The sequence below is a fragment of the Rahnella rivi genome (genome assembly GCF_019049655.1).
Classification (GTDB): Bacteria; Pseudomonadota; Gammaproteobacteria; order Enterobacterales; family Enterobacteriaceae; genus Rahnella; species Rahnella rivi.
In genome coordinates this window covers 82,163-109,094 of record NZ_JAFMOX010000057.1, presented here as the reverse complement: position 1 = coordinate 109,094, position 26,932 = coordinate 82,163, and the positions used below count along the sequence as shown (strand labels likewise).

The window sequence follows — 26,932 nt, the reverse complement described above, 5'->3', positions numbered from 1 at the left end:
ACGCCTTACGTTTTTAGGATGAGAACGACTATGTGGGAACGACATCTGTTTATTGTCGCGCTGACTCTCGCAGCAAGCGCACAAGGCATGGCCGCTGCATTGCCTGATGCCAGCAAACTGGTCTGGCACAGCATCACGTTTGGTCAGTCTACCGATATCAATTTTGCCACCAACGTATTGCCGGAAAAAATCGGCATGAATGAAACCCGTCTGGCCGACGGAAAAACCATCCCGTCAGACGGCATCTTGCTGACCACGCCATTTACCCTGGAAAGCCGTGGCGGCAAAGTGGGCAACAGCCACGACGGGCTGACCTATTTCTACACCCGCTTACCGGCACAGGCGAATTTCCGGCTGGAAGCAGACATTACGCTCAATCAGTTTGGCCCTGAAAACGGTGCGAAACCGGCGGGCCAGGAAGGCGCGGGGTTACTGGTACGCGACATTCTCGGCAACCCCCGTGAACCGGTCACTAAACCGGGCATCGAGGAGTTACCGGCCGCCTCCAATATGGTGATGAACAGCGTCATGGCGACAGGCGATAAACCGCCGGTGGTGGCACTTCTCGCCCGGCAGGGCGTGCAGCAACCCTGGGGCAATACCGGAATTGGCATGGTGCGTGAAAGCTATCATCCGCTGAACACGCCTGCGCATTTCTCGCTGCGCCTGACACGTACGGATTCGGGTTTTGAGGTCGCTTATGCCCCGCAGGGCAGCGACCAGTGGACCACCCGCACGGTTGAAGGTGCCGACCGCATCACCCAACTTGATAAAACCGGGTACTACGTCGGCTTCTTCGCCTCGCGCAATGCCAGCATCACCGTGAATCACGCCACGCTGACGCTGTCCGCCGCGCAGACCTTGCCTTCCGCGCCTTACGTGACGCCGTCACTTAAAGCGCGCATTGAGGTGATGTCTTCACCGGTGATGGCCCGTCGTGACGGTGTCTTCCAGCTGCGCACCAACGGCGACGGTCAGTTGCAGATTACGCAGGAGAAAAAACCTTTGCTGCGCCAGAAAACGGTGCGGGGCGGAGAAATCATCAGCCTACCTTTTCATGCCGATAAGCCCTCAACCGCCCTCAGCGTGACCTTTACACCGGATAACGGCCAGCCGCTCACGCAGGAATTCCCGGTCAGTATGGCGCTGGTGAATAATCCTGATGAACTTTATGTCTCGCCGCAGGGCGTGGCGGGCAGTGACGGTTCACGTGCACATCCGCTGGATTTCTCCAGTGCGGTCAATTTGTTAGCACCAGGCGGTACGCTGTGGCTGGCAGACGGCGAATATCCGGCCAGCGTCATCCCGGCTACCGCCAGCGGCACGGAAAAAGCCATGAAAACGCTGCGTGCGCAGGGCGATAACGTGGTGTTCAGCGGGCTGAAACTGGAAGCCAGCTACTGGAACGTGCAGGGGATTACCGTCACCGGTAAAAGCTTCCATATCGCCGGCAGCTATAACCATCTCGACCGGATCAAGGCCCACCATGCCGATGACACCGGCATCTGGGTGGCTTCGCCGGACGGCATCGGGCGGGCACTCTGGGCCAGCCATAACCTGATCAGCAATTCTGAATCCTGGGGGAATCAGGATCCGGGGCGTAAAAATGCTGACGGATTTGCGGTGAAAATGCGCGTGGGCGAGGGCAACCGGCTGGTGAATTGTTATTCCCATGACAACATTGACGACGGCTTTGACCTGTTCAACAAAATTGAGGACGGCCCGAACGGCAGCGTGACCATCGAAAACAGCCTGTCTGTGCACAACGGCAGCAACGGTTTCAAACTGGGTGGCGAAGGGTTACCGGTGGCACACGTTGTCCGCCATAACGTGGCAGTCGAAAACGGCATGGACGGCTTTACCGACAACTTCAATCCGGGTGCGCTGGTGATTGAAAGCAACCGCGCGGTGGACAACAAACGCTTCAATTTCCTGTTCCGTCCTTCGCCCTACACCACGGCGGACAAGCAGGGAAGCTTCAGAGATAACCTGTCACTGCGCACCACGCCCGGCAAGTATGACGATGCGGTGAGCGGCAATGTCGACGACAGTAATTATTTCTACACCGGTCATCACAGCGTAAACAGGGCAGGGGAAATCATCACACCAGATAATTATCTCTCGCTGAAACTGCCTGAGCCTGTAACCCGTCATGCGGACGGCGCCTTTAATTATCAGCATTTTTTAGAAAAGAAATAAAAGAAGTCAGAATAAGTACGTGTCGTAAATACAAACATAAAAATACTACTCAATATCTCTGGGATTAATAACAACATGAAAAATAACAGACTGCTGCTCTGCGGTCTGCTGCTGGCCAGCGCCGGTAGTCAGGCTGTCACTATTGATCTTCGCCACGAATGGCTGGACGACAGTAAACAACATAAAGACCGGGCCATGGTGTCTCACCGGTTTGCCAATGGCTTTGGTTTTTCACTGGAAGCCAAGTGGAAATCCGGCGGCGATAACCCGAATAAACCCTTTAATAATCTGGTAGATAACGGCACTGAAAGCACCATCAGCTATCAGTATAAAGTGACACCGGCGTTTTTCCTGCAACCCGGTTTTACCCTGGAATCCAGTTCGGACAACAGTATCTATAAGCCGTTTTTAACCGCCGGATATACCTTCGACAGCGGCATCTATTTCAATGCCCGCTATCGTTACGAATATACCCGTTATACCAAAGAGAATACCGAAGACCGCAAAACAAACCGTGGCGAAATCTGGTTGGGTTATCGTCTTGCCGACTGGCGTTTCGAATATAACTATATTTATAAACACAGCGATCAGATTCTGTATGACAATGACAAGTGGGATTATGAGCAGGATTTAAAAGTGGCTTATAATATTAATAAGCAATGGACGCCTTATGCACAAATCGGTGATGTGTCGGTGAGAAAAACCACGGACGAAAGACAAACCCGTTTCCGTTTGGGGATCCAATATAATTTCTGATATCTCTTGATCAGGGTGTGACAGACTTCTTGCCGGTCAGTGATGGCTGACCGGCTATTTCCTCACTGAAATATAAACGAAACATTTTAAACTGCTTTTGCGGGTTGACAATAATATACGGCATGGGTAAATTGCACGAGCCAGAAGTAGCGGCCTTTATCCACTAATACATAAGAGACTAATGGACACAGTATTGCGAAACTCACCGGACGACGCTGATATAGCCCGCCGGAATATTAAACATGAAATCGATTGTGATCATTTCATCGTTTGGGTGTGCCTCGCTAGAGCCTGATGCTCTCGTGTAATCCCACCTCAACCTGAAGGTCACGGTCCCGAGGTGTGTTATGAAGTTCAAATTCTCCTTTTTTGCTGATGTCAAAACGCTGACATCCACTTTGCGTGTCCGCCCGTCTCGCGACAGGACGCTGGCTGCCCGCAATAAAAACTCGTCATCTCTTTTTTCTTCTAAAATCAACAGAATGAATCACTCTGTGACCACCTGGCGCGTCAGTCCCGTGACCGGCCAGCTGGAGCAGCGTTGTGTTTTTTCTGACAACGAAGAACCTCAAAGTCGGCTTTCCCCCGCCTGATTCAGCCCGTGGCATCTGCTGCGCTGAATTTCGTCCTTATTGACGCCTGACCGCGACGTCTTTTTATTATTTTCCTTTATGGAATGAATAAAGAGAACGGCGAAGTCATGCCGAAATAAAAGACTCATTATCGATTTCACTCTGTTTATTTTCTTTCTCAACGTAAGAGAAATAATAAACGGCGGGAGATCTTGTGCAATAAAGACGTAAACACCGATCGCTTAAATAACGCGAATGTTTTCGGCTGCCCGAAATATAAGACAGCCATACAACGGACGCGTTACCGGCGACAGGAGCACCACCATGACTGTACAAAACAAAACAGCAACTCCCCTGAAAAATCAGGACAAAAAAAAGCAGGCGCTTTCCATGCGTGCTGCGATGGAAGCCAGAAACGGCGTGGACGTGACGCTGATTAACGTCAATGCCACCCGCGAAGGGCTGACGGAATCCGCCGCCGCCCAGCGTCTGGATAAGCAGGGCTACAACGAAGTGGCCCACGACAAACCGCCTCACGCGCTGATCCAGCTGATCCGTGCGTTCAACAACCCGTTTATTTATGTGTTAGCGGTGCTCGCCATCATCAGTTTTTTCACCGATTTCTGGTTCCCGCTGCGCGCCGGTGAGGAAACGGATCTGGTGTCGGTCTATATCATCAGCGCGATGGTTGCCATCAGCGGGCTGGTGCGTTTCTGGCAGGAGCATCGCTCGGCAAAATCCGCCGAAGCGCTGAAAGCCATGGTACGCACCACCGCCAGCGTGTTGCGCCGCAATGCGGCCGGGCAGCAGGGCAAACTGCGTGAAATCCCGATGCGCGAACTGGTGGTGGGAGACATCGTGCAGCTCTACGCCGGGGACATGATCCCGGCCGACGTGCGGCTGATCGAATCCCGGGATCTGTTTATCAGCCAGGCGGTACTGACCGGTGAAGCCCTGCCGGTGGAAAAATATGACACGCTCGGCAACGTCGCGCAGAAATCTGCCAGCGACGTTGCGGCGGAAAACGAGAATCTGCTGGATATCCCGAACATCTGCTTTATGGGTACCAACGTGGTCAGCGGCACGGCTCAGGCCGTGGTGGTGGCAACCGGTCCGCGCACCTATTTCGGTTCGCTGGCAAAAGCCATTGTCGGCACCCGCGTCCAGACAGCGTTTGACCGGGGAGTCAACAGCGTCAGCTGGCTGCTGATCCGATTCATGCTGGTGATGGTGCCGGTGGTATTCCTCATTAACGGCATTATGAAAGGCGAATGGTGGGATGCCATGCTGTTTGCCGTGGCGGTCGCGGTCGGTCTGACACCGGAAATGCTGCCGATGATCGTCAGCGCCAATCTGGCGAAAGGCGCCGTGGCGATGGCGAAGCGCAAGGTGGTGGTCAAACGTCTGAACGCTATCCAGAATCTCGGCGCGATGGACGTATTGTGTACCGACAAAACCGGCACGCTGACGCAGGACAAAATCATTCTTGAGCACCACATGGATACTCACGGGCAAAAGAATGACGCCGTGCTGCAACTGGCGTGGCTGAACAGTTTCCATCAGAGCGGCATCAAAAACCTGATGGATCAGGCCGTGATCTATTTCTCAGACACCACGCCCGGCTTCGTCAAACCGCAGGGCTACAGCAAAGTCGATGAAATGCCGTTCGATTTTATCCGCCGTCGTTTGTCGATTGTGGTGAAGGATCCGCAGCAAAATCATCTGCTGGTGTGTAAAGGCGCCGTGGAAGAGATGCTCAGCATTTCCACCCACATGCAGGAAAACGGCAAGGTTGTGGCGCTGAGTGATTCCCGTCGTCAGGCGCTGCTGGCCATGGCGAATGACTACAACAAAGACGGTTTTCGCGTGTTGCTGGTCGCCACCCGCACCCTTCCTGCGGCAGAAACGAAAAAACAGTACGGCACCGACGATGAGCATGACCTGATCATCAGTGGGTTCCTGACCTTCCTCGATCCGCCGAAAGAGTCCGCAGGCCCGGCGATTGCGGCGCTGCGTGAAATCGGCGTGGCCGTAAAAGTGCTGACCGGCGATAACGCGGTGGTCACCCAGCGGATCTGCCGTCAGGTCGGGCTGGAGCCGGGCGAACCGCTGCTCGGGCCGCAGATTGAACGCCTCGACGACGCCACGCTGCAACAGCTGGCCGAAGAACGGACGGTATTTGCCAAACTGACGCCGTTGCAGAAATCGCGCGTGCTGAAAGCCTTGCAGGCCAACGGCCACACGGTGGGCTTCCTTGGCGACGGCATCAACGATGCCCCTGCGCTGCGGGATGCAGACGTCGGGATTTCCGTCGACAGCGGCACGGATATCGCCAAAGAATCGGCCGATATTATCCTGCTGGAAAAGAGCCTGATGGTGCTGGAAGAGGGTGTACTGAAAGGACGCGAGACGTTCGGCAACATCATGAAGTACCTGAACATGACCGCCAGTTCCAACTTCGGCAACGTGTTCTCGGTGCTGGTCGCCAGTGCGTTTATCCCGTTCCTGCCGATGCTGGCGATTCAGCTTCTGCTGCAAAACCTGATGTACGATATTTCTCAGCTCGCGCTGCCATGGGACAAAATCGATAAAGAGTTCCTGAAAAAACCGCGTAAGTGGGATGCCAAAAACATTGGTCGCTTCATGGTGTGGATTGGCCCGACGTCCTCGATTTTCGATATGACGACGTTTGCGGTCATGTGGTACGTGTTCAGCGCCAACAGCGAATCGATGCAGACTCTGTTCCAGTCCGGCTGGTTCGTCGAAGGTCTGCTGTCACAGACGCTGGTGGTGCACATGCTGCGTACCCAGAAAATCCCGTTCATTCAGAGCACTGCGGCCTGGCCGGTCATGATGATGACCTGCCTGGTGATGGCATTTGGTATTTACGTGCCGTTCTCACCGCTTGGCCCGATTGTCGGATTGCAGGCGCTGCCGTGGGAATACTTCCCGTGGCTGGCCGGTACGCTGCTGGCCTACTGCTGCGTGGCGCAGGGCATGAAGACCCTTTATATCCGTCGTTTCAAACAGTGGTTCTGATCCGCTGAACAAGGTGCCGCAGCCCATCGCGGCACCTGCTTTAACACTTTATTTGCTGTCAGTGAATAACAATGACAACCCTGAAAAAGGGGACTGCGATGTCCATGACCCATACCGTTACCACCATGACCACCCAATCCGGCACCACGCTGCTGATCAATCTGGCGGGCGCAATTGCGCTGCTGCTTTGGGGGTCCCATATGATTTCAACCGCGCTGCAACGCGGGTTTGGCACACCGCTGCGCAACTGGATGGGCCGTCACCTGACGCACCGCTGGATGGCGCTGCTGGCAGGGATCGGCATCACCGGTTTGCTGCAAAGCAGCACGGCGGTCAGCCTGATGGCAACCTCTTTCACCGCCGCCGGTACGCTGAGTCTGGCCCCCGCGCTGGCGGTGATGCTCGGTGCCAACGTCGGCTCCACGCTGGTCGTTCAGTTGATGAGTTTCAACACCGCGATTGCCATTCCACTGCTGATGCTGAGCGGATTCGTGGTGTTCAAAATGCGCGATCACACCGGTTTTGAAAGCGCCGGTTGTGCGCTGATTGGCCTCGGCCTGATGCTGATGGCACTCAGCCTGCTCGGCGCGACACTTGGCCACATCGAAACCACCCCGGTTTTCCATGCCGTGATGCAGGGGCTGGAGGGCGATACGCTGATTGCGCTGCTGGTGGCGATCATTCTCACCCTGATTTGCCATTCAAGCGTGGCAGTAATTTTGCTGATTGCGTCGCTTGCCGCCACTGGCGTCATGACCCCGGTCACCGCCATGGTGCTGGTGCTCGGCGCGAATATCGGCGGCGCACTTCCGCCGGTACTCAATGCCGGGTCTGCCGTCGCACGCCGTCTGCCGGTGGGCAATCTGCTGATCCGCGGCGCAGGCTGCGTGGTGGCGCTGGCGATGATGCCGCTGCTCAGCCAGCTCGCCGGGCGTCTGGCACTGACCACGCCGCAGCTGGTGGTGTGGTTCCACACGGCCTTCAGCGCGGTGCTGGCGGTGGCCTTTATCGGCCTGACGGCGCCGATGGCACGCCTGCTCGAACGTTTATTGCCCGAGGCTGAGCGCACCGGCAGCGCCGCCATGCCGATGTATCTCGATGAAGCCGGGCTGGATATCGCCTACATCGGGCTGTCCAATTCGGTGCGGGAATCCCTGCGCGCCGCTGACATGCTCAATACCATGCTCGACCGGCTTCGTGCGCTGTTTAACACACCTCACAGACATTCAGCGGCGGAAATCCGCCAGCTGGATCACCAGCTCGATGGCCTGAGCGCGGCGATCCGCGCTTATCTCGCCGATCTGGGGCACGACGGTCTGAGTGACGCCGACGCTGACCGCGCGCAGGAAATCCTGATGTTTGTGATCAACGTGGAGCACGCGGGCGACATTCTCTCCAGCAGCCTGGCGCAGTTAGCCACACGCCGCTCCCTGCGCGGTGAGCTGTTCAGCGAGTTCGAATTGCACAACATCGGTCTGCTGCACACGGAAATGCTCACCAGCCTGCGTCTGGCGGTTACCGCATTTCTGGGCGAGGACCTGGCGGCGGCACATCAGCTGGTCAGGCGTAAAGACGTTATCCGCCAGATCGAGGCCACCGCCAGCCGTGAGCATTTTAAAAAGCTGCGTGATGATAAAAGTGCCTGGGCGGAATCCGGCGATATTTTCCAGCGTGTGCTGCGCGATTACCGCCGCGTGCATCACCATATCGCCGCCGTGGCCTACCCGGTCATTGATCGTCTGAGTGATGAGAACGGCAGGGCAGACACACTCCCGCACGCCTGATAACAACAATAAAAATAAAGGAGTTCACCGATGAGAGTGCTTATCTGCGCCGGGCGTTTTTACGCTGATATTCATACTGTCGAACGGGTGCTGGAGCTTTATGCCCACAGCCAGCACATCCGCGTGCTGATCCACGGCGGGCATCAGTCGCTCGGCGCAATGATTGAACGCTGGGCGCGCGATGCAGACGTGCATGTGGTGCGTTACCCCGCTAACTGGGCGTTGCACGGCAAATATGCAGAAATCCGTCGTAACCTTTTCATGATTGAAGACAGCCGGCCAGATATTATCCTGGCATTTTCCGGCGGAGAGGATACGGCAGAATGCATAAAGCTTGCCCGTCAGGCCGGGATAAAAGTGATGGAAATGGACGATGCCCTGTAAACCCTGAAATGCCATGCGCGGGGCTTTTCAGGTCTGAAAGCCCCGGTGCTCCTGTCTGGAATAATCTGATAATCCCGGTGAGGCGGTCATAAGGGGCTATAGTTAATGGATTGCAAAAAGCAAGAGGCACAGCATCTGATTGTGCCCGGCCTCACAAACAGGAGCATTACTTTGACGACTATCACGCAGGATACCACCGCGGAAACACCCCCCAATCCCGCCATTTGCGGCGGGGATTATGCTTTCTTCTTCGATGTCGATGGCACCCTGGCTGAAATTTGCCCCGAGCCTGACGCCGTTACGATCCCGGTCAGCGTACGAAACAATCTGCACAGCCTCTCGGCGGCCTGTGGCGGCGCAGTCGCGCTGATTTCCGGTCGCCCGATTGAGCAACTGGATCAGCTCGCCGCGCCGTTGATTTTCCCGGCAGCCGGTGTACATGGCGCAGAAATGCGCGACAGCGCGGGGAATTTCCACCGCGTCAGCCTGCCCGAGGGCGTAGCCGGACCGCTGGCACAGATGCTGGAGCAGGGCATGGCCGCCATGCCGGGCACGCTGCTCGAAGCCAAAGGCATGGCGTTCGCACTGCATTACCGTCAGGCGGAAAACTATCAGCAGCAGGTGTTGCAACTGGCAGAAGCCGCGGTGGCGAAGTTTCCTGAGCTGATGCTTCAGCGTGGAAAATGCGTGGCTGAAATCAAGCCGCGTGGCAATGACAAAGGTGCGGCCATCGCTGCTTTTATGCAGCAGGCACCTTTCGCCGGGCGCACCCCGGTTTTTGTCGGGGATGACCTGACGGACGAGAAAGGGTTTCAGGCCGTGAGTGCGTTGCACGGTATTACGGTAAAAGTCGGTGAAGGGCAAAGCCATGCGCGTTATCGCCTCAGCCGGGTTGCAGATGTTCACGCATGGATTGCACAGATCCTTGAACAGGCAACGTTACAACGTCACACCCTCAATAATGAAAATAATGAACAAGAAAAGGAGTCCAGTTTATGAGCCGCCTGGTTGTTGTTTCTAACCGTATTGCTATCCCTGATGGGTCAAAATCTGCGGGGGGTCTGGCCGTAGGTATTGTGGATGCGTTGAAAAATACCTCAGGTCTGTGGTTTGGCTGGAACGGTGAGATCAGCGAAATTTCTGAGAACGAAGACGATGACATGAGCGTGGTGGAAGATGACGGCATTACTTATGCCTCCGTTCCGCTCAATCAAAACGATTACGATCTCTATTACTGCCAGTTCTCCAATGCCGTTCTGTGGCCCGCGCTGCATTACCGTATCGATCTGGTGGATTACCAGCGTGAAGCCTGGGAAGGCTATTGCCGGGTCAATGACCTGCTGGCGAGAAGATTACTGCCGCTGCTGAAACCGGACGATATTCTGTGGATCCACGATTATCATTTACTGCCGTTTGCCGCCGCGCTTCGCAAACTGGGCGTGACTAACCGCATCGGGTTCTTCCTGCACATTCCGTTCCCAACGCCGGAAATTTTCAACGCCGTGCCGCCGCATAATGAACTGCTGGAAATGATGTCCCAGTATGATCTGCTCGGTTTCCAGACCGAAGGCGACCGTCTGGCATTTCTGGATAACCTGGGTGAACTGACCACCTTGCAGCCTACCGGCACTTACATGCATCAGGCGTTTGGCAACACGTTCAGCACCGGCGTGTACCCGATCAGCATCGCGCCGGACAGCATTAAAGAGATGGCCGAAGGGCCGCTGCCCTCAAAACTGGCAGCGATGGAGCAGGAGCTGCGCGAAGCCCAGAACATCATTTCCTGTGAACGCCTTGATTACACCAAAGGGTTGCCGGAGCGTTTTCTGGCATTCGAAGCGTTGCTGGAGAAATTCCCGCAGCACCGCGGCAAAGTGCGTTATTCGCAAATCGCCCCGACGTCGCGCGGTGATGTGCAGGCCTATCAGGATCTGCGTCATCAGCTGGAGACAGAAGTGGGGCGCATCAACGGTAAGTACGGCAGCCTGAACCAGACGCCGCTGTTCTATCTCAACCAGCATTTCCAGCGCAGTTTGCTGATGAAACTGTTCCGCCTGACTGACGTCGGGCTGGTGACGCCGCTGCGCGATGGCATGAATCTGGTGGCGAAAGAGTATGTGGCCGCTCAGGATCCGAAAGACCCTGGTGTGCTGGTACTTTCACAGTTTGCCGGTGCGGCGACTGAACTGACCGCCGCACTCATCGTCAACCCTTACGACCGTGACGATGTGGCGGCGGCGCTGGATAAAGCGCTGACCATGCCGCTGGAAGAGCGTATTGAACGTTACAACGACATGATGGACGTGCTGCGCAAAAACGACATCGCGAACTGGGGCGACACCTATCTGAAAGATTTGAACGCCATTTCCGCTCACAGCATCGGTCATGACGCTGTGGCGTAAGGTTTTCGTCGCATTCACCCTTTTGATACAGCCCTGAGTCCGGGCTGTATTCTTTTCAGCAATGCAGAGGCTTGTAGCATATGGAAAATACACAATTTCCGATGAAGGAAGCGAATGAAACTGAGGTGGCAGACGATCGCCTGACTGAGCTTGAACCCATTGAACTGATCCTCGAAAGGATGATGGACGCCGAGCCGGAACCGGAAATGATCGAAGGCTTGCCGCACTCGGATGCGCTGACGCCCGCTGACCGTTATCTCGAACTGTTTGTGGCGGTACAGTCCTCGCACCTGTTTGAAGACAGCAAAACCTTCCCCGACTGCCCGCCGAAAATGGATCCGCTGGACATTTTACTGCGCTACCGGCGCATCAAAAACCATCCCGGATTCAATTTGCAGCGTTTCGTGGATGCCCACTTTTCTCTGCCCGCCAACCACAGCGACGAGTATGTCAGCGATCCGGGCGATTCCCTGAAAGAACACATCGACAAACTCTGGCCGGTACTCACCCGTCAGCCGGAAGATCATGTTCCCTGGTCCTCGCTGCTGCCACTGCCGCAGGCGTATGTCGTGCCGGGCGGGCGTTTCAGTGAAACCTATTACTGGGATTCCTACTTCACCATGCTCGGTCTGGCGGAAAGCGGCCGTAACGATCTGCTGCGCACCATGGCGGATAACTTCGCCTGGATGATCGAAATTTATGGCCACATCCCTAACGGAAACCGCACCTATTACCTCAGCCGCTCGCAGCCGCCGATCTTTGCGCTGATGGTGGAACTGTTTGAAGAAGACGGTGTGCGCGGTGCAAAACGTTATCTCGATCATCTGCTGATGGAGTACGAATTCTGGATGGACGGCGCCGAGTCGCTGACGCCGAATCAGGCCTATCGTCACGTGGTCTGCCTGCCGGATGGCACGCTGCTCAACCGTTACTGGGATGACCGTGATACCCCGAGAGATGAATCCTGGCGGGAAGATGTGGAAACCGCCAGGCTGTCGAGCCGCCCGGCAAACGAAGTCTACCGCGACCTGCGCGCAGGGGCAGAATCCGGCTGGGATTACTCCTCACGCTGGCTGCGCGACGCCGACCGCCTCGCCAGTATCCGCACCACGCAGTTTATTCCGGTCGATCTGAATGCGTTCCTGTACAAACTGGAAAGCGCGATCGCCAATATCTCCGGGCTGAAGGGCGATAAAACCACGCAGGTCCGTTTTCGCGAAAAAGCCGAGGTGCGCCGCGAGGCCATCAACCGCTATCTGTGGGACGAAGAGGGCGGGTGCTTCCGCGATTACGACTGGCACCAGCAGCACATGGCGCTGTTCTCTGCGGCCAGCGTGGTGCCGCTTTACGTCGGGCTTGCCACGCACGCGCAGGCGGAACGGCTGGCGACCGCGGTGCAGGAGCGTCTGCTCACGCCGGGCGGTATTCTGGCGACGGAATATGACACCGGCGAACAATGGGATAAACCCAATGGCTGGGCACCGCTGCAATGGATGGCCATTCAGGGCTTTAAACTTTACGGCAATGACGCGCTCGGCGACCAGATTGCCCGCAGCTGGCTGAAAACCGTAAACCAGTATTATCAGCAGCATCATAAACTGATCGAGAAATACCATATCTCCGGCGACGCCTCACGGGCGGGCGGCGGCGGCGAATATCCGCTACAGGACGGTTTCGGCTGGACGAATGGCGTGGTTCGGCGGTTGATTGGTTTGTATGGCGAGAATTACGAGTAACCGCCTCAAAAATCAACTGACATGTAAAAAACGTTTCACTCCCGGAAAATAATGATTCCGGGAGTGAGTTGACGCAACAAATTAATATTACATGTTAATATCAATCAGAACAGAATTTAACTCTGCGGATAATCAGAAAGCTTGATGTTATTAAAGTCACCTGATGATGACGCGGTAAAATCACCATAGTTACCTTGATCATCAATAATACGGAATGTCACCGGATATTCAAACGTTTCCACTGAAGGATTCGCCGTGTCTTTAATAGACATCCGGGTGAAACAGACCGTGCCCGCGCGGTTATTTACCTTGATTTCATAACTGTCTGTTGCCGTTGCAGACTGATAGGTAATTGTTTGTTTTTCCGCACTGTCCAGCGGCCAGGCAAATTGCTGAACGCAACGGACTGGCTCATTGAAAAGTGTAAACATGTTGAGAACACCATAATTCCACTCAACAGAAACAATCGGATTACCATTTTTCAATGTAAGATAGTAATTATCCTGATCCATCGTCACGCCATCAGCGAAAGGCTTCGAGTTAGAGGTGTTCTCATAGAAGAAATTAACATCCGCTACGGTATAGGAGATTGGCGCTGTGCCACGACAACTTACGTGACTACTAAAAGGGGCTTTAACAGTGGTGACAAGCGACTCATCAGGCATGAGAACAGAGGCGCCGATAGAGACAGGCTCCGGCACCACGGTACTCACCCAAAAACTGAAAGACTGAACGCCAGACAACGGACCGGCTCCCGAGACGGCTGTCGCAGGGGCGACAGGATTATTATTCGGTTCTGCTGATTTTCTAAAAGACCAGTCGTAAACAAAGCGGTCGCCGTTATTAGAGTCGATTAAATTCAGATGGTTAATATCAAATTCTGTCAGCTGAACCGGATAGCCATTAGCATCGACCACTTTAATATCAACAATGACTTCAACCTGTTGATTTCCATTCGCCGTGACAGTCGTTGAACTTTCACCAGAAGGCAGTCTTACTGCAAATTCTTCAACTTTAGACCATGTTGATCGGGACATAGTGTTTCCTTTGTTAGCGTTAATAGTAGATTGAAATGAAACAGGCACAACATTTGATGGGTGCAAATTACTACCGGAGAAATTTAATAACTAATGATTACGCAACACAAAAATAATCATCAAACTAAAAATAATAAATACCGAATTAATCACGATGAAAAAAAATAACAACGATCTGATTGACGCATCATTTATACATAAAATAGCGTCATCATGTGACTGACACGGCAAAAAGAAAGGGTATTGCAATGTCCTGTCAATCATCAGAAACCCACACAGGATCGCGCCGGCGGCGAATATCCGCTACAGGATGGGTTTGTATGGCGAGAATGGCGAGTAACCGCCGCAGCAACGGGGGACCGGCAGGATAAGCACGATATAAATACCGTTTCACTCCCGGAAAGAGTATTCCGGGAGTGAATTCACATAAAAAGAAATATGACTTAAAACGAAACTTAACTCTGCGGATAATCAGACAATCCAATGGAATTGAATCCATTTGTTGCTGACACAGTAAAGTCACCATTTAACGTAAAAAATTCAGGGGCGCCCTAAAAATGATATAAATTTAAAAATTAGAATTTATTAATATCATTATCAACGTACTATCATTCCTGCTGTTTTATTCCCGGCAGTGCCTCTGAGAACCGCACCGTTATCGCATCCCGCTCATAGCCCTGACGCTCAGTCAGGATCTTATACAGCTCGGGACGGCGTCCTGACATCCAGCGGCGCCCGGTACACATGGGAATTAATGAGAGATCGAGCTCCGCACACACCATCGCGTCAGCCGCTGCCCAGGTTTCCCGCACAATGCGGCCATACGGATCGAGAATCATCGCATTGCCGGTGCGCACTTCGTCATCGTCAGCCCCGACGCCATTGCTGAACAGAATAAACAGCCCGTTATCATGCGCACGGGCAGGGAGCCAGCGCATTAGCCATTCACGACCGCTGGGGCCTTTAAACGCTGCGGTGATTTCGGCCTTGCGCTCAGCGCGTTGCGCCCAAAGTTCCAGAGGGATCGGCTTCATGCCATGCGGGCTGCGGGAATGCGTTCCGCCGGTCTGATGCGGGGCCAGCAGAATATCCGCGCCGAGCAGCGCGGTGGCACGCACGTTTTCCACAAGATTATTATCCCAGCAGATCAGGATGCCCACCTTCACGCCCCACGGCGTATCAAATACCGTAAAGCCCGCGCCGCTGCTGATTGCCGGATGCTCAAAAGCATGCAGCTTGCGGTGGGTATGCAGCGACCCGTCCGGCATGCAGGCCACGTAGGCGTTATAGAGACGCCCGTCCGCGGCGCGCTCGATCAATCCCGCGCCAATCAGCATCTGATGTTTCATGGCAAGGGCGCGGATAAGGCCGACAGACGGGCCAGTCTCCACCGGTTCCGCCAGCGCTTCTACGCCTGCCACGCTTAGTTTTGGTACATGCCAGTAGCCCGTGATACACATCTCGGGAAACGCGAGGATTTTCACCCCTTCAATGGCCGCCTGGCCGATAAATTTCTCCATCATCATCAGGTTATATTTCTTGTCACCCGCCTGATGCTGGAACTGAATCACTGCCGCCTTGATTAACTGATTTTCATGCATCGCTGTTCTCCGGTCGTTTCAGGTTTATCTGTTGACGCTGGTATTACAGCAATGACGTTGATAACTTTATAATGAATGATTTTCCATCCCTGATAACCAACCGGAATGACAAATGAACCTTCGTTTACTTAACGCTTTTGTGGTTCTGGCTGAAAAACAGAATTACGCCAGCGCCGCCGACGCACTTTCCATCTCTCAACCGGCGCTGACCAAGCAAATAAATCTGCTGGAATCGATGCTCAGTGTGACGCTGTTTGCACGCGGTAGGCACGGCACATGCCTGACCGCCGGAGGGAAATTACTCCTCCCGCAAGCGCAGAAAGCCCTCAGGCAAACCGCCGTGTTTTTACACCACGCCGATCAGGTCGCCAGAGGCCGCGAAGGGGTGATTGCCGCCGGATTCGGGCTGTCGAGTTTTCTCTTTGCGCCTCAATGCATTGCAAAATTCAGGTCGGAATATCCGGGGGTGGCGTTCACCCTGGAAGATCTGCCTTCCGCTAAGCAATATGACATGCTGCAAACCGGCGAGTTGCAGGCAGGCTTTGTCCGCACCCCGGCGCCCGCACAACTCAGCTATCACACCTTGTTTGAAGACCGACTGGTGTTAATCACACCGAATAAAAACGATCTGAGCGCCGCAGAGTGGCTGAAAAAATTGCCTTTACTGCGGCTCTACAATGAACGCGGGCGCGGTCTGAATGCACAGACCGACCGCTTTCTTGAAGAAAACCGGCTTGAGGTATGTGCCACGCAGCAGGCGGAAGATATCCAGACGCTGGTGGCGCTGGTGATTGCCGGTATTGGCGTGGCGCTGTTACCGCAAAGCGTCACGCACATCGCACCGCCGGGGCTGAACATTCTGCCGCTGACCGGCAGCGCAACCTGCTGGGAAGTGGGTATCGCGTGGGACCCGCAGACCACGGATGTCATCCGCGATAATTTTGTGAAGATGGTGACCGCCTGCGTGGCTGAAAGCGAGTAGACACAGCAGCCCCTTCGGCGGGGCTGGCTCCTTTCATGACGGCTTATTCTTTCCTGCCTTTTCCATCACCAGGCTCATTGCCGCAGGCAGCACCGTCAGCGTTACCAGCGTGGCGACCATCAGTCCGCCAATGATCGCGAAGGCCATCGGCCCCCAGAATACCTGGTGGGAAATCGGGATCATCCCGAGGATCGCCGCGCAGGCGGTCAGCAGGATAGGGCGGGCGCGGTGTGCGGCGGCGGCGATAATCGCGGCATTGTTCTCCATGCCGTTGCGGCTATTGTTATCGACTTCGTTAATGAGGATCACAGCATTGCGGATAATCATCCCCGCCAGAGCAATCACCCCCAGCAGCGCGACAAATCCCATCGGCGTGCCGGTCGGCAGCATCGCCAGCACAATGCCGATCAGCCCAAATGGCGCCATCATTAACGCCAGCAGCATGCGGGAAAAACGCTGAAGCTGGATCATCAGCAGGATAAGCATTGCGCATAATGTCACCGGCAGCATGGCGTACACCGAACGGTTGCCCTTGTCCGATTCAGCCACCGTACCGCCTTCCTCAATGTGATAACCGGCAGGCAGTGAGGCCTGCAGGCGTGACACCTGCGCAGACAGTTGCCGGGAGAGCGTTTCGGCACTCATGCCCGGCGCGAGATCGGTTTGCACCGTGATGAACGGCAGCAGCTGATGCCGCCAGATGACCGGTTCATCAATGCCCCATTCCGGCGTAGCGACCTGCGCCAGCGGGATTTTTGCTCCGCCGGAAGTGGTCAGCATCATCCCTGAAATCGTGTCGATATCCTGACGCTCTGCGTCGTTGCCGCGCATGATCACGTCCACCAGCCGGTTACGATCCCGCACCGTAGTAATGGTGCTGCCGGAATAGAGGGTGTTGAGCGTTTCCGCCAACGATTCGGAAGAGACGCCCGCAGCCCGCGCGGCAGTCTGGTTGACGCGCAGGGTAATGGCGCGCTCCGGTTCGCCCGCGGTGAGGTTCACCGCGCGCGCGCCGGGGTTATTTCCGGCCAGGGTCGCCAGCTGGCGGGCGATGGTCTGGACTTTGGCATAATCCGCGCCGCTGACCCGATATCTCAGCGGCCAGCCAACCGGCGGGCCCAGCTCCAGCGGTGAAACGCGGGTGGTCAGATCGCTGAAATCGCGCGCCAGCTCGGTTTCCAGTTGTTGCCGGAGGCGGTCACGCGCCTCAAGATCTTTGGCAACCACCACCAGCTGCGCCGTATTTTCATTGTCGCTCAGCACATCCATCGGCAGATAAAAACGAATCGCACCGCCGCCCACATAGCTGGAGTAGTGATCGACGTTGCGGTTTCCGCGCAGGGTGCGCTCCAGTTTTTCGGTCTGCCGCGCGGTTTCTGTCTGCGACGCATTTGCCGGTAACGTCAGGCTGACCAGCAATTCAGGGCGATCGGAGGCCGGAAAGAATTCACCCTGCATAAAGGTCGTGCCGTAAAGGGCAATCAGCAGCGCCGCCACCGCGCACGCCACGGTCAGCAGGCGGTGACGCAGCGCAGTAAGCAGTAACCGCTGATAAAAACGCATCAGCCTGCCCGGTCCGGCGTGAGGATGTTTTACCTGCGAGGAAAGCAGCCAGGTGCCCATCAGCGGCGAAAACAGAATCGCCACCACCCACGAGCTGAGCAGGGAAATCAGCACCACGGCAAACAGCGATAAACAATATTCTCCGGCGCTGGAGGCAGCAAACCCCACCGGAATAAAACCGGCGATCATCACCAGCGTGCCGGTCAGCATCGGGAATGCGGTGGTTTCAAAGGCATAGGTGGCCGCGCGCCAGCGGCTGTCGCCCGCTTCAAGCCGTGACACCATCGCCTCCACGGTGATCATCGCGTCATCCACCAGCAGGCCGAGCGCAATGATCAGCGCGCCGAGGGAGATGCGTTGCAGGCCGATATTGGCCAGCAGCATGCCGGTGAAGGTCATCGCCAGCACCAGCGGGATCGCCGCCGCCACCACCAGACCGGCGCGGGTGCCCAGCGACACAAAAGACACCGCCAGCACGATGGCAATCGCCTCCAGCAGCACCCGCACAAATCCGCTGACCGCCTGCGCCACCACGGCGGACTGATCGGCGACTTTGGTCATTTCGATCCCGTGCGGCAGGCGTTTGCCGATATCGGTCATCTGCTGGTTAACCGCCTGACCAAAGTCTGTCATGTTGCCGCTGGCGGCCATCGATATCGCCAGACCAATGGCGGGCTGGCCGTTCACCCGAAAGGCGAGGGCAGGCGGCGACTGACTCTGGCGGCTGAGGGTGGCGATATCGGTCAGCGGAATATAGCGCTCGTTGATATGCAGCGTCACATTGCGCAGATTTTCTTCCGAATTCAGCGCGCCGCTGACCCGCAGTGAAATATTCTCTTTGTCACTGCGTATTGTCCCGGCGGGCACCACCGCATTCTGTGCTTTCAGCGCACTGGTGACCTGCTGTAAATCAATTCCCATTCCGGCCAGCTTACGCGGCGAAAAGGCGATGACGATTTGCTCTTCCTGTTCACCGAGCAGACTGACTTTACCGATGTCCGGCACGGACATCAGGCTGCGGCGGATCCCTTCCACCTGATCGCGCAACTCCCGCATGCTGTAACCTTCTGCGGTAAACCCGTAGAGGGTGCCAAAGGTGTCGGCGAACTCATCGTTGACCGCGACGGTCTGCACGCCCTGCGGCAGTGACGGGCTGATATCCTGCATTTTTTTACGGACCTGATACCAGATATCCGCCACCGCGGCGGGCGGCGTGTCGTCGCGAAGATTGACCATAATGATCGTCTGCCCGGCGCGGGTTTCGCTTTGCACGTAATCCAGATGCGGCGTTTCCTGAAGTTTTTTCTCCAGCGGATCGGTGAGCAGGCTGACCGTGTCATGGACGCTGGCACCCGGCCACTGCGCCGAGACCACCGCCGTTTTTATGGTAAACGCCGGATCTTCGTTGCGCGGCAGATGCTCATAACTGAGCACGCCCGCCACCATGATCATCAGCATGAAAAAGATCATCAGCTGCTGATGCCCCAGCGCCCAGCCGGAAAGGTTAAACGTCTCTTTAAGGGAACGCGGGCTCATGGATTGCTCTCCTGAGCGATGACTTTTTCACCCTGACGCAGTTTGCTGACGCCCGCGGTGACCACCGCGTCTCCGGCGACGATCCCGGCGCAGACAGAGATGTCATCGGTGGTGTAGCGGCCAAGAGTCACTTCACGCAGTTGCAAACGCTGGCTTGCGCGGTCAACCACAAACACCGCCGGTTTATTGCCAATACGGGTGAGGGCCGAGGCGGGCAGGGAAATCATCGTCTGGCCGGATTGCTGCCACGCGCCCTGAACGCTGGCACCCAGCGCCATGGCCGGTGGCGGATTATCCAGCGTCACCCGCACCCGCCAGGTGCGGGTTTGTGGATCGGCCTGCGGGCTGATGTCGCGCAGATGCCCGGTCGTGCGAACGGCGGGATCGGAGAGCAGGGAAACGGACACCGCGCTCTGTTGCGTCAGGGCTTGCGGTGTGGCGACGTTAAACACCGCATCGCGTGCGTTGCTGCCTGCTACTGTGACCACCGCCTGACCGCTGCTGACCACCTGGCCCGCAGAGGCGCTGACGGCGGTGATCACGCCGTCGTCCGGGGCGGTCAGCCGCGTCCACGCCAGATTATCCTGCGCCGTTTTCAGGCTGGATTCGCTGCTCTGACGGCGCGACAACGCGGCCTGCCAGTCTGACTGCGCAGTATCAAACTGTGCGCGGGATATCGCCCCTTGCGGCATCAGCAGTGTCATCCGATGCAGGTTCAGCGCCGCCACCCGTTCGGCGGCGCGCGCGCTGTTCAGATCGGCCCTGGCGCTGCTGAGCTGATTCTGGCTGGTATCGCTTTCCTGCGTGGCCAGTAACTGCCCGGCGCGCACGTGGTCACCCACGTCAACGGCGCGGCTGATCAGACGTCCGTCTTGCCGGAAACTCAGCGTGACGTCGTCATGGGCGCGGATTTCACCGGTTTGCAGCAGGGTGCTGGCCCCCGAAGGGGCAGGCGCGATGATAAACCGCACAGGCCGCGCAGGGGCTTCAGATTTTTTCTTCTGATCATGGCAGGCGGTGAGCGCTAACCCGAGCGGGATCAGCAGCAAAAAAGGCCACAGGGCGCGCAGGCGTTGTGAGCCGGTGAGGTGGCAAATGGCCCGGCTGGCGTAATCGGTGAATGTGTCTGTCATGACCCGGTTCCTGAATTGAGATGGCGCTATTCAAACCGGGTTATGTCCAGATTCCCTGTATGTTTCATCAAGGAAAATTCAAGACGGGCAATTTATTTGCCCGTCCTGTTAAAAAGCGCGTTACGCGTCAGGAAGGAATACTGAAATTTGCAGGCCGCCGCTGTCCGGCAGGGTAGCGCGGATGGTGCCGCCATGCGCCACGCAGATCGCCCTGGCGATTGACAGCCCCAACCCGCTGCCGCCGGAATCGCGGGCACGCGAGGATTCTGCGCGGGTGAAACGCTCGAACATATCAGGCAAAAAGCCCGCCGTGACGCCTGGCCCGAAGTCACGAAACGCAATCTCTATCCCGCCCGCCAGCTTACGGACGTTCACCTCCAGATGCGCGCCTTCTGCGGCGTAGCGCAGGGCATTCTCCATCAATATGGTGAACACCTGGGCAAGGCGGAACGGATCGCCGACGCAGCTATAAGGCTGTGACGGGTTTATCTCAATCGCCATGCCCGCCGCTTCGGCCTGCGGTTTAAGCCAGGCGGCGCGTTCGAGCAGCAGATCGGTGAGATTAAGCGTGACAGGCGTCAGCTGGAGTTGTCCGGCGTCGGCCAGCGAAAGCAGGTGAAGTTCGTCCGTCAGACGACTGAGGTGGCGAAGCTGCTTCATCACCATATTCAGTTGCTGAGGCTCCGGCTCAAACACACCGTCGATCATGCCCTGCAACCGGCCAATGGCGGCGGTCAGCGGCGAGCGTAATTCATGCGCCATCGCCACGTGGGAGGCCCGCAGTTCACGATCGTAACGTTCCAGTTGCCCGGTCATGGCGTTAAAGTTTTCCGTCAGCTGGATAAGTTCCGCCGGTGCCTTTTCCACCTTTTCGGCACGTGTGCTGAATTCCCCGCGTGCCACCGATCCCGCCGCCGCCGCCAGCCTGCTCACCTGCGCCGAAAGCGGACGCGCGGCGCGCAACCCGAGCACAACGATAAAAGGAATCACGGTCAGCACCAGCACGCCGACGGTGATCCAGTCCGAAGACGCAATGCTGGGATCGGAGTAGCGGATCCCCCAGCGCTCATCGACAATCTGGTGAAAACGCGCCAGATTCAGCGCGGGCTGTTCGCGCAGCAGGGCAAACTCCTCTCTCATCGAGACAGGCATATGGTGAAGGATCCATAAATTCTGGATGACAAATCTCAGCCACATGCATAAGGCGATAAGCACCACGGAACCGATCGCCAGCGTCAGAACACGCAGGCAGATCCAACGCCAAAGAGACTGATGTTGTGGCTTTTTCATGGCTGTCTGAACCTGTAACCGATACCGCGCACGTTGATCAGGACATTCAGAATGCCTGCCAGCTCAAGTTTTTTACGCAGGTTATAGATGTGGGTATCCACCACGCGCTCCAGCGCTTCGCTTTCCGGCAGGCAGCGTTCCAGCAGTTGCTGACGGGTAAAGGGGCGCGTGGGGGCGCCCATCAGTATCACTAACAGCGCGAATTCAGTGGGCGTCAGCTCGAGGCTTTTCGGCATGCCGTCAGCGTCAGTCACCGTGGTGGTGAGCGATTCGGTATCCACCTCAAGCCCCTGCCAGCGCAGGAGTTCGGCCTGCCGGGTTTTCGGTGCGGCACGGCGCAGAACGGCCTGAACGCGCGCCACCACTTCGCCGGGATTATAAGGCTTCACCACATAATCATCCGCGCCGTAACGCAGCGCGCCAATGCGGTCAGGCGCATCGCCCATGGCGGTGACCATAATCACCGGCGTATCACGCGTACGGCGCAGGGTCGAGAGCACTTCAGTACCGTTCATGCCGGGCAACATCACGTCGAGCAGGATCAGATCAGGCTTCCAGCTGTTCACCATTTCCAGCCCCAGCAACCCGTCGCCCGCCACCTTCACCTCATAATTTTCACGTTTCAGGTAGGCCTCAAGAACGCCCGCCGCATCGGCATCATCTTCTATAACCAGCACTCGTTTAGTCTGCATTGAGGTGACCTTGACAGTTTCTTCATAATTCCCAAGCAGTTTATTGACACTGCCTCTCCATACTTCCCGCTTCGGACGTGCCCTGAACCCCTTCCTGGCCGTCAAACATCGGGTAACGAGGAATTCATGATAACCAGAAAACTGATCATGCACATGACATGTGTTGCATTCACCACCACCGCAACGGTCGCCTGGGCAGAAGACAGCAGTACACCGGCGTCAAGTGTCACGCTCGGCGTCGGCGTGCAGAATGCGCCGAAATACAGCGGTTCAGACAAGCGCCACACGCTCATAGCCCCGGTGATTCAGGCGCGCGACGGCGCGTTTTTCTTCGACGGCCTGAAAGGCATCGGCTACGACCTGCAAAGCGATAACGGGTTATATCTGGAGCACACCCTGGGTTACAGCTTCGGACGAACCGAAAAGGACTCCACCTGGCGAGACGGTTCAAAAGAGCTGAAGGGCATGGGCTCCATCAAAGCGGTGATGAACACCTCCGTGGCGGTGGGCTGGCAGGCCACCAGCTGGTTTTCGCTGGAGGGGAAAGCCACCTTGCCGCTGACCGACGGGCAGGGCGCACAATATCAGGCATCGCTGACGGTGCTGCCGTGGCAGGACGAGACGGATACCGTGGCGCTGCAATCGGCGGCGCTGTTTGGTGACAGCCGTTACATGCAAACGTTTTACGGGGTGAACAGCGCCCAGAGTGAACGCAGCGGTTATGCACGCTATCAGCCGGGCGGCGGGTTTTACGGCATCAATACGGATTTAACCTGGAGCCATCAGTTTTCACCGCACTGGGCGACGGTGTTAATCGGCGGATATACCTGGCTTGACGATCACGCCGCCGACAGCCCGATTGTGTTTCGCCGCAATCAGGCCACCGCCTCCGCGGCGCTGCTCTACACCTTTTAACCACCCGGACAGAGCGCAGGATGAATATCGATACACGGGTTATACTGCTTATATTGCTGCTGTACGCGCTCTTAAACAGCGTATTTTTTGTTTTTTTCCGCGCCTGACAGACAGGGGGGTTCCCCCCCTTTTATCGTCGTCAGGCCTTCTGAATACCGCCCTCCGGCGGTGTCTGCCTGCCCATTTAACAGCAATTTAGTGCCTTATTAATGCCCGCGTAACAGAGTTATGGCAGCATTATCGGTCATAAAATCAGCATGTTATTGATTCATATGAAAAAGAATAAACAATTCTATACAAAATAAGTTATTGAGCCGGGGGCAAAAAAGCCATATATTGGCCGCGTTTTTTCACGGTAGTGACTTCTTTTATTCAATTATTCAACTTAGGCGTTAGCGATAACCCCCGGTTGTAGGAGAGATATGATGACGGATAAAGTCCGTATTGATAATTTAGGTGCGAATTCATTAAATGGAAACAATGAAACCTATTTGGCAAGACAAGCTGAATTTGAATCGAATGTCAGGAGTTATCCACGTAAGTTACCGTTAGCGATTGCCAAAGCCAACGGCGTGTGGATCACCGATGTTGAGAATAATCAATATCTTGACTGTCTGGCAGGCGCAGGAACGTTAGCGCTTGGACACAACCACCCTGACGTGCTGCAAAGCATCCAAAATGTCATTACCAGCGGCTTGCCGTTACATACACTGGATCTGACAACCCCGTTGAAAGATCAGTTCTCTGAATATCTGCTTTCTTTATTGCCGCAACAGGGCAAAGAGTATTGCTTACAGTTCACCGGCCCGTCTGGCGCCGATGCGGTGGAAGCTGCACTGAAACTGGCAAAAAAATACACCGGGCGTTCCGGCGTGATCAGCTTCTCCGGCGGCTATCACGGCATGACCCATGGCGCGCTGGCGGTAACAGGTAACCTGTCTCCGAAAGAAGCCGTCAACGGCATGATGCCAGAAGTGCAGTTTATGCCTTATCCGCACCAGTACCGTTGCCCGCTGGGCATTGGCGGTGACGCTGGCGTTAAAGCATTAACCTATTACTTCGATAACCTGATCAATGACGTCGAAAGTGGCGTACGTAAGCCTGCGGCCGTCATTCTGGAAGCCGTTCAGGGTGAAGGCGGCGTTAACCCGGCTCCTGCCGAATGGTTACAGCGCATCCGTAAAGTCACTCAGGAACACGGCATTCTGCTGATCCTCGACGAAGTGCAGGCGGGTTTCTGCCGTACCGGCAAACCATTTGCCTTCGAACACGCGGGCATTGAGCCGGACATCATTGTGATGTCTAAAGCGGTCGGCGGTGGCTTGCCACTGGCTGTTCTGGGTATCAAAAAACAGTTCGATGCATGGGCACCGGGTCACCATACCGGCACGTTCCGTGGCAACCAGCTGGCAATGGCGACCGGCCTGACCACGCTGAAGCACCTGAAAGACAACAACATCGCAGGCAAAGTCGCTGAACAGGGCGAATGGCTGAAAGGCAAACTGGCCGAGATGCAAAAACGTTACCCGGTCATCGGTAATGTGCGCGGCCTAGGCTTAATGATCGGTATCGAGATTGTTAAACCTGACGAAGCGCAGGATCACATGGGTTGTTACCCGGCCGATGGCGATCTGTCCGCCCTGTTGCAGAAAAAATGCTTCGAAGCGGGCCTGATCCTCGAGCGCGGTGGCCGTAACGGTTGCGTTCTGCGCCTGTTGCCTTCTCTGCTGATCACCAATGATGAGCTGGGTATTTTCCTCGATAAGTTTGAGCAGGCGCTGTTAGCGGCTGGCGTCAAACCTGTCTGAGCGGAGTAAGAGATTCTGATGTCCGAGTTAAACCCGATTCTGGCAGGCTCAGCGCAAAGCACTGAAGCCTACCAGCAGGCCATTGCACAGAGCAGTGAAGCTGTCGTGCAGTGGCTGCAACAACCTGAGATGTATCAGGGCAAAACCGTTGCTGAGCTGCGTGAACGTATCAAACTGGACTTCAATCCAAACGGCCTGGGTAACCAGGCCGCGATTGAACGCGCCATTGAATACTTTTTAAAAGACAGCTTGTCTGTACACCATCCGCAATGTGTTGCGCATTTGCATTGCCCGAGCCTGGTGGTAAGCCAGGCCGCTGAAGTGCTGATCAACGCCACTAACCAGAGCATGGACTCCTGGGACCAAAGCCCGTCAGCCACCATCATTGAGATGAAGCTGATCGAATGGCTGCGCACTCAGGTAGGTTATCAGGCTGGCGACGCGGGCGTGTTCACCAGCGGCGGCACCCAGAGCAATCTGATGGGGCTGATGCTGGCGCGTGACGCCTTCTTCGCCCGTCAGGGACACTCCGTGCAGCAGGACGGTCTGGTCGGCAACCTGCGTAAAATTAAGGTGTTATGTTCTGAAAATGCACACTTCTCCGTGCAGAAGAACATGGCACTGCTCGGCCTCGGCTATCAGTGCGTGACCCTGGTGAAAACCGATGAGTTTGCCCGTATGGATCTCAACGATTTGCGCGAGAAAGTGGCACAGGCGCAAGCCAATGGCGATCAGATCCTGGCCATTGTGGCGACTGCCGGTACCACCGACGCCGGTGCGATCGACCCGTTGCGCGCTATCGCTGAACTGGCGGCTGAGCATCAGATTTGGGTTCACGTGGATGCGGCGTGGGGCGGTGCTCTGTTGCTGTCCGAAAAATACCGCGACTATCTGGATGGCATCGAGTTAGTGGATTCCATCACGCTGGACTTCCACAAACAGTTCTTCCAGACCATCAGCTGCGGCGCGTTCCTGCTGAAAGAAGCGCGTCACTATGAGCTGATGCGTTATCAGGCGGCTTACCTGAACTCTGAGTTTGACGAAGAGGCGGGCGTGCCAAATCTGGTGTCTAAATCACTTCAAACCACCCGCCGTTTCGATGCACTGAAACTGTGGATGGGGCTGGAAGCGTTAGGGCAGAAACAGTACGCCGCGATCATCGATCACGGTGTAACGCTGGCACAGGACGTCGCGCAGTACGTGACGTCTGAAGCCGCGCTGGAACTGGTGATGCAGCCACAGCTGGCAAGCGTGCTGTTCCGCTACCGTCCTGAGCAACTGGCAAACAGCAGCGATGCCGCTGTCGCACTGCTGAACCAGAAGATCGGCGATGCGTTGCTGGATTCAGGCCGCGCCAACGTGGGTGTCACCGAGCATAACGGCGTGACCTGCCTGAAGCTGACCCTGCTGAACCCGACCGTCACGCTGGACGACGTCAAAGTTCTGCTGGCGCTGGTTGAAAAAACGGCGCAGCAACTGCTGAACGCGTAAGGTTTAGTTCTG

Annotated in this window: 19 protein-coding genes; 13 read left to right on the top strand and 6 right to left on the bottom strand. The window is 56.0% G+C overall.

Going from position 1 to position 26,932, the window contains the following annotated elements; genetic code table 11:
• Positions 1-30 precede the first annotated feature (30 nt).
• The 9 genes from J1779_RS10825 to J1779_RS10785 all read left to right on the top strand — a co-directional run bounded on the left by J1779_RS10825 (position 31) and on the right by J1779_RS10785 (position 12,872).
• Positions 31-2,199 carry a right-handed parallel beta-helix repeat-containing protein gene (locus J1779_RS10825; RefSeq protein ID WP_217203751.1) on the top strand — a complete coding sequence of 723 codons (2,169 nt, stop codon included), beginning with the start codon at positions 31-33 and terminating at the stop codon, positions 2,197-2,199.
• A 75-nt stretch (positions 2,200-2,274) separates the two neighbouring features.
• The gene (locus tag J1779_RS10820; RefSeq protein WP_056773898.1) at positions 2,275-2,955 is read left to right on the top strand and encodes an oligogalacturonate-specific porin KdgM family protein; all 681 of its coding nucleotides are present in this window, start codon (positions 2,275-2,277) and stop codon (positions 2,953-2,955) included.
• 347 nt (positions 2,956-3,302) lie between these two features.
• Positions 3,303-3,548 (top strand): hypothetical protein, encoded by a 246-nt coding sequence (locus tag J1779_RS10815; protein ID WP_217203750.1) that lies wholly within the window; start codon positions 3,303-3,305, stop codon positions 3,546-3,548.
• A gap of 303 nt (positions 3,549-3,851) precedes the next feature.
• Entirely contained in the window at positions 3,852-6,566 is a 2,715-nt protein-coding gene (gene mgtA, locus J1779_RS10810) for a magnesium-translocating P-type ATPase (protein WP_217203749.1), read from the top strand.
• Positions 6,567-6,664: 98 nt separating this feature from the next.
• A complete protein-coding gene (locus J1779_RS10805; RefSeq protein WP_217203748.1) occupies positions 6,665-8,350 on the top strand; it encodes a Na/Pi cotransporter family protein in 1,686 nt (561 codons plus the stop codon).
• Between the two features lie 30 nt (positions 8,351-8,380).
• Entirely contained in the window at positions 8,381-8,734 is a 354-nt protein-coding gene (locus J1779_RS10800; protein WP_056773910.1) for a DUF2493 domain-containing protein, read from the top strand.
• Between the two features lie 171 nt (positions 8,735-8,905).
• Positions 8,906-9,733 (top strand): trehalose-phosphatase, encoded by an 828-nt coding sequence (gene otsB / locus J1779_RS10795; RefSeq protein WP_238485133.1) that lies wholly within the window; start codon positions 8,906-8,908, stop codon positions 9,731-9,733.
• Positions 9,730-11,136 (top strand): alpha,alpha-trehalose-phosphate synthase, encoded by a 1,407-nt coding sequence (gene otsA, locus J1779_RS10790; RefSeq protein ID WP_056773915.1) that lies wholly within the window; start codon positions 9,730-9,732, stop codon positions 11,134-11,136. The genes otsB and otsA overlap by 4 nt, the downstream gene beginning before the upstream one ends.
• Before the next feature lie 80 nt (positions 11,137-11,216).
• Positions 11,217-12,872, top strand: coding sequence for an alpha,alpha-trehalase (locus J1779_RS10785; RefSeq protein ID WP_122096675.1), 1,656 nt, complete (start codon positions 11,217-11,219; stop codon positions 12,870-12,872).
• A 116-nt stretch (positions 12,873-12,988) separates the two neighbouring features.
• On the opposite strand, the gene J1779_RS10780 is transcribed toward J1779_RS10785, so the two are convergent.
• Both J1779_RS10780 and J1779_RS10775 read right to left on the bottom strand, forming a co-directional pair.
• Positions 12,989-13,909 (bottom strand): hypothetical protein, encoded by a 921-nt coding sequence (locus J1779_RS10780; protein WP_217203746.1) that lies wholly within the window; start codon positions 13,907-13,909, stop codon positions 12,989-12,991.
• A gap of 608 nt (positions 13,910-14,517) precedes the next feature.
• Positions 14,518-15,510 carry a nitrilase family protein gene (locus J1779_RS10775; protein ID WP_217203745.1) on the bottom strand — a complete coding sequence of 331 codons (993 nt, stop codon included), beginning with the start codon at positions 15,508-15,510 and terminating at the stop codon, positions 14,518-14,520.
• A gap of 112 nt (positions 15,511-15,622) precedes the next feature.
• Here J1779_RS10775 and J1779_RS10770 point away from each other — a divergent pair, with 112 nt between their 5' ends.
• Positions 15,623-16,492 carry a LysR family transcriptional regulator gene (locus J1779_RS10770; protein ID WP_217203744.1) on the top strand — a complete coding sequence of 290 codons (870 nt, stop codon included), beginning with the start codon at positions 15,623-15,625 and terminating at the stop codon, positions 16,490-16,492.
• Positions 16,493-16,525: 33 nt separating this feature from the next.
• Here J1779_RS10770 and J1779_RS10765 read toward each other — a convergent pair whose 3' ends face one another.
• From J1779_RS10765 to J1779_RS10750, 4 genes are all read right to left on the bottom strand, one after another.
• Positions 16,526-19,591 (bottom strand): efflux RND transporter permease subunit, encoded by a 3,066-nt coding sequence (locus J1779_RS10765; protein WP_217203743.1) that lies wholly within the window; start codon positions 19,589-19,591, stop codon positions 16,526-16,528.
• Positions 19,588-20,724, bottom strand: coding sequence for an efflux RND transporter periplasmic adaptor subunit (locus J1779_RS10760; protein WP_056773940.1), 1,137 nt, complete (start codon positions 20,722-20,724; stop codon positions 19,588-19,590). The genes J1779_RS10765 and J1779_RS10760 overlap by 4 nt, the downstream gene beginning before the upstream one ends.
• 120 nt (positions 20,725-20,844) lie before the next feature.
• Positions 20,845-22,014, bottom strand: a complete 1,170-nt coding sequence (locus J1779_RS10755; protein ID WP_217203742.1) for a sensor histidine kinase — start codon at positions 22,012-22,014, stop codon at positions 20,845-20,847.
• Positions 22,011-22,706, bottom strand: coding sequence for a response regulator (locus tag J1779_RS10750; RefSeq protein ID WP_122096667.1), 696 nt, complete (start codon positions 22,704-22,706; stop codon positions 22,011-22,013). Before J1779_RS10750 ends, J1779_RS10755 begins: the two co-directional genes overlap by 4 nt.
• Positions 22,707-22,832: 126 nt before the next feature.
• On the opposite strand from J1779_RS10750, the gene J1779_RS10745 reads away from it, so the two are divergent.
• The 3 genes from J1779_RS10745 to J1779_RS10735 all read left to right on the top strand — a co-directional run bounded on the left by J1779_RS10745 (position 22,833) and on the right by J1779_RS10735 (position 26,920).
• Complete coding sequence (locus tag J1779_RS10745; protein WP_217203741.1) at positions 22,833-23,621, top strand: MipA/OmpV family protein; 789 nt, start codon at positions 22,833-22,835, stop codon at positions 23,619-23,621.
• Positions 23,622-24,043: 422 nt separating this feature from the next.
• Positions 24,044-25,429, top strand: a complete 1,386-nt coding sequence (locus J1779_RS10740; protein ID WP_056773953.1) for a diaminobutyrate--2-oxoglutarate transaminase — start codon at positions 24,044-24,046, stop codon at positions 25,427-25,429.
• Positions 25,430-25,447: 18 nt separating this feature from the next.
• On the top strand, positions 25,448-26,920 hold the full coding sequence (locus J1779_RS10735; protein ID WP_056773956.1) for a pyridoxal phosphate-dependent decarboxylase family protein: 1,473 nt from the start codon (positions 25,448-25,450) through the stop codon (positions 26,918-26,920).
• Positions 26,921-26,932: the final 12 nt, after the last annotated feature.